The sequence below is a fragment of the Aerococcus urinaeequi genome (genome assembly GCF_001543205.1).
GTDB lineage: Bacteria > Bacillota > Bacilli > Lactobacillales > Aerococcaceae > Aerococcus > Aerococcus urinaeequi.
In genome coordinates this window covers 439,493-455,036 of sequence record NZ_CP014162.1, presented here as the reverse complement: position 1 = coordinate 455,036, position 15,544 = coordinate 439,493, and the positions used below count along the sequence as shown (strand labels likewise).

The following is a 15,544-nucleotide window of genomic DNA, read 5'->3' as shown; positions in this document are numbered from 1 at the left end:
TTTTTTACCTTTATACCAAATGAATTTTATGAGTTATGTTTAAAAAAGGTGCTAGCATCTTACAGCTAGCACCTTTTTACATAGATAGTCTTATAATGTTTGCATAAGTTCTTTCTGTATTTTTCCGTAGCAATAAAATTGATATACTAGCATAATTGTCCAACCAATTGTAGAAGCAAAGGCAACGCCTGAAACACCAAGATGGGGAACTAAGAGATAAACAAAAATGACTCTAAAAGAAATTTGCATAATGGTTGAAATAAGGGTTAACCGCATTTTTCCTACACCTCTAAAATACCCCTGTAATCCATTAGTAAAGGCAGGCCATAAATAGAAGAAGACCATCAAACTCAAATATTGTGCGCCCATGTTAATCAGGTTTTGTTGAGATTCGGATACAAAGAGGGCCATGATTGGTCGTCTAAAACATAAAATAAAAATGCATAACAAAAGCCAATATATTGATGCTAATAATAGACCGGATTTGAACCCCTTGTTCAACCGGTCTTTTTGTTTAGCCCCACGGTTTTGAGCGACAAATACGGTTACCCCAGAAGCGATACTTTGCTCAGGTGTAAAGGCGAAGTCGTCAATTTTTGAGACAGCATTAAAAACTGCCATGACGTCTACACCAAGGGCATTCATTTTCCCCTGGATTAAGAGTTTACCTATTGGTTGTGCTGCTTGTTGTAAAGCAGTTACTGACCCATAATTCATGGTCTCTTTCAGTAAATCTTTATCAATTCGCCATTCATCACGATGTACTTGTAGAATTGGAATCTTCCAATAGACATAAATTAGACATAATAGGGCCGATAAAGCTTCAGCGAGCACTGTTGAAAGGGCAGCCCCAAAAATCCCCATACCCATAATTGGTACAAAGACAAAGTCTAGTACAGCATTTAGCAAGGAAGCAAAGGTGACAAAGTATAAAGGGGTTTTTGAATCACCAACACTTCGCAAGGCTTGTGCTAAGGCGTTATAGAGAAAGGTAAAAGGAAAGCCAATCAACATCAATCGTAAGTATAAACTGGCATCTGCCATAATGGTTTGAGGTACTTGCAATATTTGAAGAAAACTAGGTGTAAAGACCAGTCCAAAAGCTAATACAAATGCGGATAATATAGCGCCAAATATAAGGATAGTAGCCATTTGGCGTTTGAGTTTATCATAAGCTCTGGCACCAAAAAACTCACTCATCAGGACTGAAGCACCGATACAAATCCCTGAAATAGATAGTACGATAATCGTCATGATAGGGGCTGAAGTGCCAACTGCTGCAAGGGCGTTTTTACCAACAAAACGTCCGACAATGATTGAATCTAAAGCATTATAAGAGAGTTGAATCATATTTCCTAACAACATTGGAATAGAAAATTTGAGTAAGTGTCCGTGAATATTACCTTGGGTCATATCTGAAGTAATAATGACTACCTTCTTTCTAATGATTGTATAAAACTGCCATTATAGTATAGCGCGATATAGGTAAAAGCGTGTTTGTCGGTTGGGAAAATCACTTAAAGGGCTTGCATTGTAGTCTTGCAAAATTTGTGTTTAAATAGACTTGAAAGCAGTTTCAGTCAATTGATTGGTCAATTCAAGCATATCCATACAATGAATAAAAACGCTTTCTTTTATATAATAAGGCTATGAAGTGAAGGAGTGCACAAATGACAGTAGGAATCGGTTATGAAATTCAGGAAGGGAGAAACCAACTGACCTTCCACACACATTCTACATTTGAATTGTATATGCTGTTGGAAGGAGAATGTACCTTCCAAATCGGTGATCAATTTTTAGAGTTGCAACCGGATGACATTGTACTAATAGATGGGAAAACGCTTCACAAAGCCTTTGTTGGCGAGGGAAGTGGGCCATATAAGCGGACAGTTGTTCATTTCGATAGAGAAGATATTGAACCTGTTTTAACTAGCCTAAATCAAGAAGCTATCCTAGATATGTTTTCCAAAGAGCAAGGCTATATGTATCGATTGGAAAGTGTGGCAGACAGGCAACGGATTAAAGGCTACTTAGCTGACCTGGACCGAATTTCAAAACGAGATGACCAAACTTTTGTGCAAAGCCAATCACTTTTACTTTTGACTCAAATACTGATGGAAATTGACTCTAGCAATCTTGAAACAGCTAAGGTTGAAAGCCAAAGGGATATTAAAATCACCCATGCTGAATCAGTTGCTCGGTATATGACCTTACATTTTAAAGAAAAGATTGATATTGCGACGATCGCTAAGGAAACCAATCTTAGTCCGTCCTATCTATCACATGTTTTTAAAGAAGTCACAGGTATGACGGTGATGACATTTTTGATGTCCTATCGTTTATCGCAAGCCATGTTTTCATTACGTTTGCGTACGGACCTACAGATTAATGAAATTGCCAAAGATGCTGGCTTTGAATCAAATGCCCATTTTTCACGCTTTTTCAAGAAGCATGTAGGAAAGACCCCTGTTCAGTATCGTAAGTCATTTCAGACGTCTCATGTATCGAGTCAAATGGATCAATACTTATAATGTTCAATATAAATGTAAACGCTACCTTTTTGAAAGGGGCAAAGGAGGATAATTTTCATGGCAACAGAAAATAAAGTACGTTTTGGTATTATCGGTTTTGGTAATCAGGGATCTATGTATGCGAAATTCATTACAGATGGCATGGTGCCAAGTATGGAGTTCGTCGCCTTAGCAGATATCGACCCTGCAAAGCGTGAAAAAGTAGCTGAATTATATCCAAATGTGCAATTGTTTGATGACTATCAAGCGATGATTGACTCTGGACAAGTAGATGCAGTTGTAACAACTGTACCTCACTTCTTGCACCCTGAAATGGCAACTTATGCCTTATCTAAAGGTATCCATGTATTAAACGAAAAACCTGCTGGTGTCTACACCAAGCATGTAAAAGAATTAAATGAATATGCTAAAACAGTGGATGCAACTTATGCGATTATGTTTAACCAACGTAACAATCCGCTATATCAAAAATTAAAAACAATTCTAGATAATCAAGAAATTGGTGATATCCGTCGTGTTAACTGGATCATTACGACTTGGTGGCGTCCACAAGCATACTATAACCAATCTGAATGGCGTGCTACATGGGGCGGTGAAGGTGGTGGTGTCCTAGTAAACCAAGCACCACATCAACTTGACTTAATCCAATGGTTAACAGGCGTGCCAGAAAATGTGACTTCTCGTGTGCAATACGGTTACCAACGTGATATTGCTGTTGAGGACCAAGTGCATGCAATTTTCGAATATAAAAACGGTGCCACTGGTGTATTTGTCACATCTACAAATGAAATTATCGGTTCAGACCGATTAGAAATTGTTGGTGATAAAGGGATGATTGTGGTTGATAAATCAGCTACAGCAACAGTTTACCGGTTGAAAGAGTCAGAAACAGATATTAATAAAAATATGGATGTTGATGGTGTAGTCAAATTAATGACTGGTCAATTACCATTTGAAGAATTATATGATGTGGAAGTCATTGAAGAAGAAAATGTTTGGGGTCAACAACATTCAGGTGTTCTTGAAAACTTCGCACAACATATCTTAAATGGCACACCTTTAATTGCAGATGGTCAAGAAGGTATCAATGGGGTACGTTTAGCTAACGCTATCCATTTATCAAGCTGGACTGGTGAAAAAGTATCCTTACCAGAATTTGATGATGACCAATACTTAGCATTACTAAATGAACGAATTGCTGAAGAAGGCAAATTCGATACCCGTTCATAAGATAGAAGGGACTGTATTTCATGTTAAGAGTAGCTGTAATAGGGTTGGGGACGGTATCTATCGTCCACTTACGCGGAATTATCCAATCAGAAATGGCTGAATTAGTAGCGGTTTGTGATATTGATCCTAGTAAGTCAACCATCACGGGAGATACCCCTTTTTATACGGATTATCAAGAGATGTTGGACCAAGAAGAACTGGATGTCGTGCATGTCTGCTTACCGCATTACTTACACGATACGGTGACCTTAGAAGTAGCGGAAAGGGGCATCCATGTCCTATGTGAGAAACCCGTAACAGTGAATCTTGAACGATCACAGGCCTTAGTAGATAACTTGGCGGAATTAAATAATGGTGCCAAGGTGGCTATTTGCTTTCAAAACCGGTTAAATGCCTCAGTTATCGAATTGAAACGTATCCTTCAAGAGGAGGATACGACTGGGGTTGTAGCGGTTAAAGGTTTGGTTGCTTGGTACCGGGGCGAAGAATACTATGAAGAGAAACCTTGGCGAGGAACGATTGAACAAGCTGGATCAGGGACAATTATCAACCAGTCAATTCATACCCTAGATCTGCTCCATTATGTCATCGACGACCAATGGGTAGATGTACGGGCTTCAGTTCATAATATTTTAGATTATGACATTGAAGTAGAAGATTCAGCCAGTGCCAATTTTACCTTTGAAAAAGGGGCACACGGACTTTTCTACGCGACCAATGCCTACTACGGTAACGACTCAGTTGAGTTGCAGGTTGTGACCAATAAGACGCGCTATACCATAAAGGACAATAAGTTGTTTAATGATGAATGGCAATGTCTTGCAGAAGACGCGAAGTTGCCCGATTCAAAAATCTACTATGGTCCAGGCCATCAAGATTGTATGGAACAGTTCTATAAAGCGATTAACGAAAATACAAACGATTATTGTTCAGTAGCAGATGCATTGCCAACCATGCAAATGATTGATGCTATGAAATGTTCAAGCAAAGAAAATAAACGAATTTATAAGGAGGCCTTTTTAAATGGTTAAATTAGGTGTACAAGGGATGACAGTTAAAGATGCATTCAACGAAGATGCATATGACACAATGAAACGTCTGGCAGAAATTGGCTATAAATCAGTAGAAATTTCACAAATTGAAACCAGTCCAGAAAATATCCAAGCGTTGGTCAAAGCTTGTCAAGACTTTGATATGGAAATTGCTTCTATGTCCGCTTCATTAGAACCACAAACAGAGGGTGCAGAAAGTTTAACAACTGACTATGATAAGATTGTCGCTGACTGTAAGGCAGTAGATGCTGACTTATTACGTATTGGTATGTTGCCATTAAACTACATGTCATCACTAGAAAAAGTGAAAGAATTCAGCGCAAAAGCGAATGAATATGCAAAACGTTTGAAAGCGGACGGTATCAAATTATACTACCACAACCACCATATTGAATTCGTGAAATACGATGGTAAATACTTATTAGATATCATTGCTGAAGAAGCGCCAGATTTAGGTTTTGAACTGGATATCCACTGGGTACAACGTGGTGGTGCTAACCCAGTCGACATTCTAAACCAATACAAAGGCCGTGTAGACTTAGTCCACTTAAAAGACTACCGTGTAAACCCAATCCCAGAGTCAGCAATCGAAGGCTTATTCAAAGGTGAAATGGATGAATTCGGTAAATACTTCTACAACAACGTAGAATTTGCTGAACTAGGCCAAGGGTCATTAGACTTACCAACGATCATTCAAACAGCAATTGATGCCGGCGCTCGTTACTTATTAGTTGAGCAAGACGATACTTACGGCCGCGACCCATTTGATTCATTAGCTGATTCCTATAAATGGTTGGTGGACAACAACTATAACGACTTATTCTAATACTTGGAAAAAAGCTTAACAAACTTCAAGCAAACAAACATTTTAAGGAGTGAGCAATTTGGTAAATAAAGACGGTATGAATTATGCACCGAAAGGTAAAGTGAATTTAGTTGTCGAACCCGGTGAATTTAATGTGGGGGTAACTGCTTTAGACCACGGTCACATCAATGGTATGTCAAACGGTTTAATCGAAGCCGGTGCCACTATCAAATACGTATATGATCCTAATCCAGAAAAAGTAGCTGCTTATGTCGAACAATTCCCTGATGTTGAAGTTGCTGAGTCTCTAGACCAAATTCTAGCTGATGAATCAATTCATATGGTCGCTGCTGCGGCAGTACCTAACTTACGTTCAGCACTAGGAAATAAAGTAATGAAAGCTGGTAAAGATTACTTTACAGATAAAACAGGTTTCACTACTTTAGCACAATTAGAAGAAACGAAAAAAGTTGTGGCTGAAACTGGTCGTCGCTACTTCGTATACTTCTCAGAACGTATTCACGTTGAAGCAGCCATTTTAGCTGGTCAATTAATTGAAGAAGGTAAAATCGGTCGTGTTATTCAAGTGACAGGTTTTGGACCACACCGTTTAGATAAGGATATTCGTCCAGATTGGTTCTTTAATAAAGAACAATACGGTGGGATTTTAGCGGATATTGGCTCACACCAAATCGAACAATTCCTATACTATACGGGGAATACTGATGCCAGAGTTGTTGCTTCAAAAGTAGCTAATTACAATAACCCAGACAAACCTGAGTTAGAGGATTACGGTGATGCAACCTTAATTGGTGATAATGGCGCAACATTCTTCTTTAAAGTCGATTGGTTTACGCCAGATGGTTTAGGTACATGGGGTGATGGTCGTACCTTTATCACAGGTACTGAAGGAACAATTGAACTGCGTAAATATATTGACGTTGCTGAGTCAGACGAAAAAGACCATGTTTTCTTAGTCAATAACGATGGCGAAGCGCATTACCAAGTAACTGGTCAAATAGGCTTCCCATTCTTTGGACAAATCATCTTAGATTCACTAAATGGTACAGAAACGGCGATGACACAAGATCACATTTTTAAAGCGCAAGAACTTTGCTTATTAACCCAAGAACAAGCAGAAGTTATTGAAGTAAAAAAATAAGACGCATTTTAAAGGGAGCTGTGAGGGCAATTTCATAGCTCCCTTTACATGTGTCGTCTTTTTTAGAAAAAATGTACAAAGCATTTCTAGTCAAGTATTTCATTTAAAAAACAAGTAGAGTTAAGGGTGAAAGCGCTTTTTTAGGTATAATGTGGTTAATGACACTAGTCATTTCTATCAGCACGCATATTTTAGTTATAGCAATTTCAATCAATTGGTGATGAGAAGAGGAGTAGGTAAAATGGCGCAAGCACAAAAATCTAGTATAATTTTTGATGAAAGTAAACGGGCCTTTAGTGGTCGAGATTTGTTTGGGTATTTCTGCGGTGATTTTGGTTGTAATATGAGTATCGCCCTCATAACCAACTATATGTTTCTTTATTACACACAATATTTAGGGATTAAACTAACACATTTTTCAATGCTAATATTAGTAGCTAAAATTATCGATGCGATCAATGACCCAATTGTAGGGGCTTTTATTGACCGTAGTGATCCGCGTGGGGTGAAACGTGAAAAATTTAAGCCTTGGATCATGTGGTTTGCGCCTATTTTAGCCATTACAGCTTGTATTATGTTTATAGATTCTTCAGCCTGGTCATATACCAGTAAACTATTAATGGCTTCATTTGGTTATTTGGCATGGGACTTAATGTATACCGTAGTGAATGTACCTTATGGATCATTAGCTTCAGCAATCACGCCTAATTCTGTACAGCGGTCACAATTATCTACCGCTCGTTCATATGGGCAATATATTGCACAAATTCCCATTCAAGTACTGATTCCTTTATTGATTTACACCACAGTTACCCAAAATAATAGTGAGGTATCAATCTTCTTAGGGGAAAGAATGTTCCCTATTGCGATTGGATTGGGTGTTTTATCGCTAGTTGCCTTCTTCTTACTTTTACGCAATACCGAAGAACGGTTAGTCCATGTAGGACAAGAGCTGGATGGTGAGTCAGCTAAGGAATCCTATGATTTAGTCGCAACGATTAAAGGCTTCATGACAAATAGAGCCATGCTAGGGATTGCATTAGCTTCACTTTTCCAAGTATTATTTATTCATACAGCACCTCAGTTGTATCAGTTAAACTACCAGCTTTACTACAATGACGGTCGGATGAATTCATGGACAATTATTTCAACCTTGATTCCCTTGTTCTTTGGTTCATCGTTTGGTCAGATTTTATTGAAAAAATACGGGACTAAAGGGGTATCTGCTAAACCAGCTTTAATTGCAGCAATTATTTTTGCAGTGTATGCCTTCTTACCGATGCCAACGAATATGCCATGGTTATTCTTAGCCATTCAAATTATTGCCAATACCTTTGGATTTGGGATGACGGTATATGTGTGGGCCATGGTAGGAGATGCTATTGATTATCAAGAGTGGGAAACAGGCGACCGGAATGAAGGTTCAGTATATGCCATGTATTCAATGATCCGAAAAATTGGTCAAGGGCTAGGTCAAGCAGCTGTTCCACTAATTATCGCTTTGGCAATTCCTGGGTTGAACTTATCTGAATCGGCTACTTGGTTACCAGAGTACGCTAATGGTATTAAAGTGTTATCAGGTGTCTTCCCAGCAGTTGGCTGGTTAGGTATTTTCATCGCCTTAAATTATATCTATAACCTATCCCCAGATAAGTTAGAAAAAATTCAAAAAGACTTAAACCGTCAGTAAAGTCTTAATAGTGGCAAGAGATAACTGTTAAAACTTTGTCATAGGCAAATATTTGAAACGAATCCCAAGAGATTTCAATAGGGAGGTTAGGTATGGAATTTACCTTAAATTACGAAGCAACTTCTAGTGGGGACCATTTGGTTTATCATACCCACCAGCAATACGAAATTTATATATTTTTGGAAGGGAAATGTACCTTTCAAATTGAAAACCTATTTTACGAATTGCAAGCAGGCGATATTCTCCTAATTGACGGTAAGCAAATTCATAAAGCTTTTGTTGACGGTAATTATCATACCTATAAGCGGACGGTAATTGAATTTACAGAAGATTATATTGCGCCAGTAATAGAGGCTTTAAAAATTAACCATATCTTTAAATTATTTGAAGCTAAACAAGGCCACTTGTTTAGAATTAAAGATGCGGAAACAAGACAAAAGATAAACCAACTAATTGCAGAGATGCATGACCTGATATCAGATAAAAAAGTGCGGTATATCGATGAACAATTGAAGCTTTTACTAGCGCAAGTCTTAATGAAGATTGATGCCAAGGTGCATGCCCATTTACCAAATCATATTTATTCTAATGAGAAAATATTGATAGTAGAAGAAATTTACCGTTGTATTGCTGTTCGTTATGCAGAAGACTTGTCTTTGGATGATATTGCGGAAGATTTGAATTTATCTAAATCCTATTTGTCGCATTTATTTAAAGAAATAACTGGAACGACCATTATGAATTTCTTGATGGGTTATCGCCTAACCCAAGCACAATATTCCCTAAAAGTTCGGACAGACTTGAATATAAGTCAGATTGCTGAACTAACAGGTTTTGAAAGTAATGCGCATTTTTCAAGATTCTTTAAGAAGCATTTAGGGTTATCACCTTCAGACTATCGGAAATTACAAATTGAATATAGCCAGAAATTCTCGCAGGACCGCATAATGTATTAGAAAAACGGCGCTATGACTCAAAAAATCATAGCGCCGTTTTTATGCGTATATATGTTTAAGATTAGTTTTCAGCTAATTCTTTTTCATAGTCTGCTTGTGGGTTATCTTCAGCTGTCCAAATTGGAATAGATGAACCACCTGAGATTTCTTCGATTTTAGCTTTCGTTTCATCTGATTGATAAGCAGCTACAATAGCTTGAATGTCAGGATTGTCTAGCTTATCTTTTGTGGTTGCAATGATATTTTTCTTCACCGGATCAATATTTGAAGCATCATCAGTATCGGTATAAATAGCATCTTCTGGATCTAAGCCAGCATCCATCAACATATCGCCACCGATTGTAATTAAATCAGCATCCCCAAGTGAGCGGGCAATTTGAGCCGGATCCATTTCGATAATATTGATATTTTTAGTATTTTCAACAACATCTGCTTTAGTGGGTGCAAAACCAGCTTCCTCATCTAGTTTAATTAAACCAATATCTTGTAGTCCTAAGAAAGCACGTTCAGCATTAGTAGCAGAGTTAGATACCGCAACGGTTACACCATCAGGAATAGATTCGACGTCAGTAATTTCAGGAACTGCAAAAATATACATAGGTGACACAATTGTATAAGCAATCGGCGTAATTTGTGAGTCACCAAGGTCCTTAGCGTAAGCACTTAAGAATGAAATATGTTGGAAGGCATTTAAGTCTAATTCCCCATCTTCTAAAGCGCGATTAGGTTGTGAGTATTCAGAGAAGGTCACTACTTTCAGGTCAATACCTTGATCCTCTAATCTAGTTGCAACGTCTTCCCAAATTTCAGCTGTAACATCCCCAACAACTCCCACAGAATATGACCGTGTTTCGTCGGTATCTGCTTGGCCTGCTGATTCATTATCACTACTACCATTACCACAAGCAGCAAATATTAACGCACTAGCAAAGGCTAGGACTAATTTTAAACTTTTTCTAATATCCAATATACTTCTCCCCATTCATAACATAATAATTTTATTTTAAATGAGGTCAAAAAGATAAGCAATGGCATTTCAAATGTTAGAGATTTTGCAATATAGGATAGCAATAGCAAGTGATCATATGAAAGGGAATAGACATTCATGATAGTGTTCTTGCTTTCTTAAATTGAATGCTATTGGAATAAGTTGCCTAAATAATAGGGTACTTGCATGAAAGTGCAATGAGAACTTGAAAAACTGAGGGCTAAGTTATCTCTTTTACATATTTTCCGCTATAATAAATATGAAAACGAAAGCGGAGGAATACGATGTCTAACAATTATCAATATCCGATCGATTTAGATTGGACAAGTGAAGAAATGGCGATTGTGGTAAAAATGTGGAATGGCTTGGAACAAGCTTATGAATCAAGCATCAACCGCGAAGAATTGTTGAATAGATATAAGGCCTTTAAGCAAGTTGTGCCAAGCAAAATGGAAGAAAAGCAATTAGGCAATAGCTTTGAAAAGATTTCTGGCTACCAACTTTATGGCACGATCAAAAAAGCGAGAAATTCAGAAACAAAAACTATTTCAATGCCCTAAGGGACAAATGGTTAAGTGTTGTAGGTAAAGTAGGAGGCATGTAAATTGATGTTAGAAGCGCGGGCAGCATTGGTGAGAGAGTGGATTGAAGAAGCAACAGCTTACATTCATGACCAATTAGATGGTGACATCGAAATCCAGAGTAAATCAAACCGAAAAGATTTGGTTACCAATGTAGATAAGGAAGTCGAATTATTATTTAGACAGAAGATTGCAGAAAACTTTCCAGAAGACCGTTATATCGGTGAGGAGAAAATGGGGGACACACCATCCAATCTGGCTGGCGGAGTGTGGATTGTAGACCCAATTGACGGGACTGCGAATTTTGTCTTACAACAAAATCACTTTGCCATCATGGTCGCTTACTACGAAGACGGCCTTGGAAAGCTAGGTGTCGTGTACGACGTGATGAATGACGATTACTTTGAAGCCACCGCTGGTCAAGGCATTAAACGAAACGGCCAAGTCTTTCAACCACCATTCAAGGACAAAATCCTAAAAGACTCCTTGATCGCGGTCAATGGGGGGATGGTCATGACTGACGCTTATAAAGTACAAGAACTAGTCAAAGAATCTATGGGTCTTCGCATTTATGGGTCAGCGGGCATTGAAATCATCGCCTTGTTGAAGGGGGAAATTGCCGCTTACGTATCACCAAGGCTGCAACCCTGGGACATTGCTGCCGGCCAAGTCTTGGCAAACGAAGTGGGCATTCAAGTGTCGCAATTTACTGGCGAACCGGTTGATTTATTAAACCAAAATCGGGTATTAGCAGCCTACCCGTCAGCATACCGACGAATGATTGAAAATTTGAAGGGTTCAAGATAAGCAAGCATTGTACTTTTCATATCAAGAGGAGCTTGAACTTCGTGATTTATTTGGTCGACATAATCGAAAAAACTAGTAATTTCAATTAATAAGTGATACGATATTATGGCGGTTTTATTACGAGAAACTTTGTTAAAGTTTATAACTATGGGTTTTACGGTAAAACGGTTTCATAAACTTGACAAATAATTGATACAAATTTTGTATTTGTTATATAAATGGAGGAATTTTTAAAAATGGCAAAACGTGAAGATATTCGTAATGTTGCAATCATTGCCCACGTTGACCACGGTAAAACTACTTTGGTTAACCAATTGTTGGAACAATCAGATACTTTAGATGAACGTACAAAAATTGATGAGCGAGCAATGGACTCTAACGATATCGAGAAAGAACGTGGTATCACCATCCTAGCTAAGAATACAGCTGTAAACTACAAGGGTCACCACATTAACATCATGGATACTCCAGGACATGCGGACTTCGGTGGTGAAGTTGAGCGTATCATGACAATGGTAGACGGTGTAGTTTTAGTTGTAGATGCTTATGAAGGTACAATGCCGCAAACGCGTTTTGTATTGAAAAAAGCGTTCGAAGCGAACTTAACACCAATCGTTGTTGTAAATAAAATTGATAAACCATCAGCTCGTCCATCAGAAGTTGTAGACGAAGTATTAGACTTGTTTATCGAATTAGGTGCAGATGATGAAATGTTAGACTTCCCAGTAGTATACGCTTCAGCTTTAAGTGGTACTTCAAGTCTTTCTGACGATCCAGCTGACCAATCAGAAACAATGGACCCAATCTTCGATACAATTCTTGATGAAATCCCAGCACCAGTTGATAACTCTGAAGAAGGTTTACAATTCCAAGTATCATTACTAGACTATAACGACTATGTTGGTCGTATCGGTATTGGTCGTGTATTCCGCGGTACTATCCGTGTAGGGGACCAAGTTACCTTAATGAAACTTGACGGAACTGAGAAAAACTTCCGTGTAACAAAACTATTTGGTTTCTTAGGTTTAGAGCGTGTTGAAATTAACGAAGCGAAAGCCGGAGAGCTTATTGCCGTTTCTGGTATGGAAGATATTTTCGTTGGGGAAACAGTTGTAGATGCAAGCATCAAAGAAGCTTTAGAGCCATTACGTATTGATGAACCAACATTACAAATGACTTTCTTAACAAACGATTCACCATTCGCAGGTCAAGAAGGTAAACACGTAACTTCTCGTAAACTAGAAGAACGTTTACGTTACGAATTACATACTGACGTTTCATTACGAGTAGACAATACAGAATCTCCGGATGCATGGATTGTTTCAGGTCGTGGTGAGCTTCACTTGTCTATCTTGATTGAAAACATGCGTCGTGAAGGTTACGAGTTACAAGTATCTCGTCCAGAAGTTATCATCCGTAACATCGACGGCGTGAAATCTGAACCATTCGAGTTAGTTCAAATCGATACACCTGAAGAATACCAAGGTTCAATTATCGACGCCTTAAACCAACGTCGTGGTACTATGGTAGACATGATCTCTACAGGTCTAGGTACAACTCGTTTAACTTACCATGTACCAGCTCGTGGTATGATTGGTTTCACAACTTACTTCATGTCATTAACACATGGTTACGGTATCTTGAACCATACATTTGACCACTATGCACCATACATTAACGAACCAATCGGTGGTCGTCGTAACGGTGCCTTAGTATCAACTGATACTGGTAAAGCAACTACTTACGGTATCATGCAAGTTGAGGACCGTGGTACCATCTTTGTTAACCCAGGTACACAAGTATACGGTGGTATGATTATTGGTGAAAGTACACGTGAAAAAGATATTGTTGTAAACATTATCCGTTCTAAAAACTTAACTAATGTTCGTTCTTCAAACAAAGACCAAACAGCTTCAATCAAAACACCGAAACTACTGACACTTGAAGAATCATTAGAATTCATGAATGAAGATGAGTACTGTGAAGTAACACCAGAAAGCATTCGTTTACGTAAATCAATTTTAAACGAATCTGAACGTGCAAAATCAGCTAAGAAAAAGAATCTAGGTTAATCAATACTCAATGAGGGTATAGAAGTAAATAAGATGATAAGGCGTGGACAAATTGTCTACGCCTTTTTTTGAGATTTAGATTGAGTAGTAGATCAGGTGCTAAAACCTCTTTTATTTTTTTTAAAATGAAATAGGATGCCGTTAATGTAGAAGCGGATTATGCTATAATGGATAACTGAGTCATGGTTATCTATACCATTACTGACTTCTAGTAGCAATAAATGTATGGCATCATTTAAAATCCATAAAGGAGGGCGATTGTGTCAATGGAATCCAAGGAAAAAAAAGCCCAATCAAATAAGCAAAAACAAAAAGAAGCGAAAGTAAAGAAACAAGCAAAAAAAGAACGTAAAAAAGGCAAACAAGTTAAAGGTGGACCAAGCACGTTTCAGCGAATACTTGCGCATTGTGAGGATTTAAACGGAAAGATTTTGATACTATATGGCTTGTTATTAATAATTGGGTTACTGATGGTGACAACTGCTTCATCCTACCTAGCTACATCATCAGGTCAAGCAACTTATTATTATCTGGTTAGACAGGCAATCTTTGCGGTTGCAGGTTTGTTCGCTATCATCCTCATTTATATTACGAAGCCAGAAATGTGGCGACATCACTACTTTCAAAAGCTAATGTATGGTGGAGTCACAGTCCTCTTAGTAATTACCATTATATTTGGGGAAACCATTAATGGGGCGCAAGGTTGGATTGGCGTGGGCGCCTTCTCCATTCAACCCGTAGAGTTTGCAAAACCAGCCTTGGTTATACTGGTAGCTAATTTTTTAGCTAAAGATGAAGTACAGGCGGAGATTGCTGAAATAAATAGTCCATTTAAATTGGTCGCTCAATACTGGAAAGAAGCGGTCGCTATTGGTATTTGGTTAGGTCTCGTATTTTTCTTCCCGGATGTAGGTGGGGTACTTATTTTAGGGTCCTTATTAGTCATTCTCTTATTGAATTCCGGTCTAACAGTGAAATGGCTGACAAAAACAATCCTAGGGGTAATTATTGTATATATTTCGATTATCATTATCTTGAACCTATTTGACTTGTCTCATATTGATAATTATCAGATTGCACGCTTTACTTCATTTATCAATCCATTTGCGGATGCACAAGATACAGGTCTACAATTGGTTTATGGCTACTATGCCTTATCAAATGGTGGTATCCTCGGCCGTGGGGCAGGGAACTCTATCCAAAAACTGGGCTACTTGCCAGAAGCGCATAATGACTTTATTATGGCCATTATTGGAGAAGAATTTGGTTTTTGGGGCGTTATGCTTGTGCTCGTCTTATACTTTGCACTGGTGATTTACATCTTCCACAAGGCGATCAAGATGCGCCGTATATTTGACCAGTCAATACTTGTCGGTGTCGGGTCATACTTCTTAATCCAAGCCTTTGTAAACTTGGGTGGAGTTTTAGGTCTAATTCCTTTAACTGGGGTTACCTTCCCATTCATGTCCTATGGGGGTTCTAGTCTCCTAGTAACCAGTATGATGATTGGTATCGCCTTATCTGTCATCGCTTCTGATCGATCATGGCGACGTAGTCTCCAGATGAAAAAGAAGCAAGCTCATCAAATTAGTCTGGCTGAAAATGGAAAATAACATCATCTCTAAGAGCAGATCTTTTAAAAGGTCTGTTTTTTTATATTTACGGATAAA

Annotated in this window: 13 protein-coding genes; 11 read left to right on the top strand and 2 right to left on the bottom strand. The window is 38.3% G+C overall.

All coding sequences use genetic code 11. The annotated features are described in order from the left end of the window. Positions 1-90: 90 nt before the first annotated feature. Positions 91-1,350, bottom strand: coding sequence for an MATE family efflux transporter (locus AWM74_RS02045; RefSeq protein WP_201784322.1), 1,260 nt, complete (start codon positions 1,348-1,350; stop codon positions 91-93). Positions 1,351-1,670: 320 nt separating this feature from the next. Here AWM74_RS02045 and AWM74_RS02040 point away from each other — a divergent pair, with 320 nt between their 5' ends. The 7 genes from AWM74_RS02040 to AWM74_RS02010 all read left to right on the top strand — a co-directional run bounded on the left by AWM74_RS02040 (position 1,671) and on the right by AWM74_RS02010 (position 9,426). Continuing rightward, the gene (locus AWM74_RS02040; protein ID WP_026466424.1) at positions 1,671-2,531 is read left to right on the top strand and encodes an AraC family transcriptional regulator; all 861 of its coding nucleotides are present in this window, start codon (positions 1,671-1,673) and stop codon (positions 2,529-2,531) included. A gap of 57 nt (positions 2,532-2,588) precedes the next feature. Next, positions 2,589-3,761 carry a Gfo/Idh/MocA family protein gene (locus tag AWM74_RS02035; RefSeq protein ID WP_034258295.1) on the top strand — a complete coding sequence of 391 codons (1,173 nt, stop codon included), beginning with the start codon at positions 2,589-2,591 and terminating at the stop codon, positions 3,759-3,761. Between the two features lie 20 nt (positions 3,762-3,781). After that, positions 3,782-4,792, top strand: a complete 1,011-nt coding sequence (locus tag AWM74_RS02030) for a Gfo/Idh/MocA family protein (protein ID WP_026466422.1) — start codon at positions 3,782-3,784, stop codon at positions 4,790-4,792. Then, positions 4,785-5,639, top strand: a complete 855-nt coding sequence (locus AWM74_RS02025; RefSeq protein WP_026466421.1) for a sugar phosphate isomerase/epimerase family protein — start codon at positions 4,785-4,787, stop codon at positions 5,637-5,639. Before AWM74_RS02030 ends, AWM74_RS02025 begins: the two co-directional genes overlap by 8 nt. Positions 5,640-5,697: 58 nt before the next feature. Continuing rightward, positions 5,698-6,780: a Gfo/Idh/MocA family protein gene (locus AWM74_RS02020; RefSeq protein ID WP_026466420.1), complete on the top strand. Its 1,083-nt coding sequence runs from the start codon at positions 5,698-5,700 to the stop codon at positions 6,778-6,780. Between the two features lie 241 nt (positions 6,781-7,021). Continuing rightward, complete coding sequence (locus tag AWM74_RS02015) at positions 7,022-8,470, top strand: MFS transporter (protein ID WP_026466419.1); 1,449 nt, start codon at positions 7,022-7,024, stop codon at positions 8,468-8,470. 92 nt (positions 8,471-8,562) lie between these two features. After that, a complete protein-coding gene (locus tag AWM74_RS02010; RefSeq protein ID WP_026466418.1) occupies positions 8,563-9,426 on the top strand; it encodes a helix-turn-helix domain-containing protein in 864 nt (287 codons plus the stop codon). 61 nt (positions 9,427-9,487) lie between these two features. Here AWM74_RS02010 and AWM74_RS02005 read toward each other — a convergent pair whose 3' ends face one another. Further along, positions 9,488-10,393 carry a MetQ/NlpA family ABC transporter substrate-binding protein gene (locus tag AWM74_RS02005; protein WP_051218294.1) on the bottom strand — a complete coding sequence of 302 codons (906 nt, stop codon included), beginning with the start codon at positions 10,391-10,393 and terminating at the stop codon, positions 9,488-9,490. A 305-nt stretch (positions 10,394-10,698) separates the two neighbouring features. Here AWM74_RS02005 and AWM74_RS02000 point away from each other — a divergent pair, with 305 nt between their 5' ends. From AWM74_RS02000 to AWM74_RS01985, 4 genes are all read left to right on the top strand, one after another. Then, complete coding sequence (locus AWM74_RS02000) at positions 10,699-10,974, top strand: UPF0223 family protein (protein ID WP_026466417.1); 276 nt, start codon at positions 10,699-10,701, stop codon at positions 10,972-10,974. 48 nt (positions 10,975-11,022) lie between these two features. Further along, a complete protein-coding gene (locus tag AWM74_RS01995; RefSeq protein WP_026466416.1) occupies positions 11,023-11,802 on the top strand; it encodes an inositol monophosphatase family protein in 780 nt (259 codons plus the stop codon). Positions 11,803-12,038: 236 nt separating this feature from the next. Continuing rightward, the gene (gene typA / locus AWM74_RS01990; RefSeq protein ID WP_026466415.1) at positions 12,039-13,874 is read left to right on the top strand and encodes a translational GTPase TypA; all 1,836 of its coding nucleotides are present in this window, start codon (positions 12,039-12,041) and stop codon (positions 13,872-13,874) included. Between the two features lie 266 nt (positions 13,875-14,140). Continuing rightward, a complete protein-coding gene (locus AWM74_RS01985) occupies positions 14,141-15,487 on the top strand; it encodes an FtsW/RodA/SpoVE family cell cycle protein (RefSeq protein WP_079094477.1) in 1,347 nt (448 codons plus the stop codon). The last annotated feature ends 57 nt before the right edge of the window (positions 15,488-15,544 follow it).

Coding starts and splice junctions, on each gene's coding strand:
- AWM74_RS02040 (WP_026466424.1), top strand. CDS start 1,671: ATGACAGTAGGAATCGGTTATGAAATTCAGGAAGGGAGAAACCAACTG.
- AWM74_RS02025 (WP_026466421.1), top strand. CDS start 4,785: ATGGTTAAATTAGGTGTACAAGGGATGACAGTTAAAGATGCATTCAAC.
- AWM74_RS02045 (WP_201784322.1), bottom strand. CDS start 1,350: ATGATTCAACTCTCTTATAATGCTTTAGATTCAATCATTGTCGGACGT.
- AWM74_RS02035 (WP_034258295.1), top strand. CDS start 2,589: ATGGCAACAGAAAATAAAGTACGTTTTGGTATTATCGGTTTTGGTAAT.
- AWM74_RS01985 (WP_079094477.1), top strand. CDS start 14,141: ATGGAATCCAAGGAAAAAAAAGCCCAATCAAATAAGCAAAAACAAAAA.
- AWM74_RS01995 (WP_026466416.1), top strand. CDS start 11,023: ATGTTAGAAGCGCGGGCAGCATTGGTGAGAGAGTGGATTGAAGAAGCA.
- AWM74_RS02000 (WP_026466417.1), top strand. CDS start 10,699: ATGTCTAACAATTATCAATATCCGATCGATTTAGATTGGACAAGTGAA.
- AWM74_RS02030 (WP_026466422.1), top strand. CDS start 3,782: ATGTTAAGAGTAGCTGTAATAGGGTTGGGGACGGTATCTATCGTCCAC.
- AWM74_RS02010 (WP_026466418.1), top strand. CDS start 8,563: ATGGAATTTACCTTAAATTACGAAGCAACTTCTAGTGGGGACCATTTG.
- AWM74_RS02015 (WP_026466419.1), top strand. CDS start 7,022: ATGGCGCAAGCACAAAAATCTAGTATAATTTTTGATGAAAGTAAACGG.
- typA (WP_026466415.1), top strand. CDS start 12,039: ATGGCAAAACGTGAAGATATTCGTAATGTTGCAATCATTGCCCACGTT.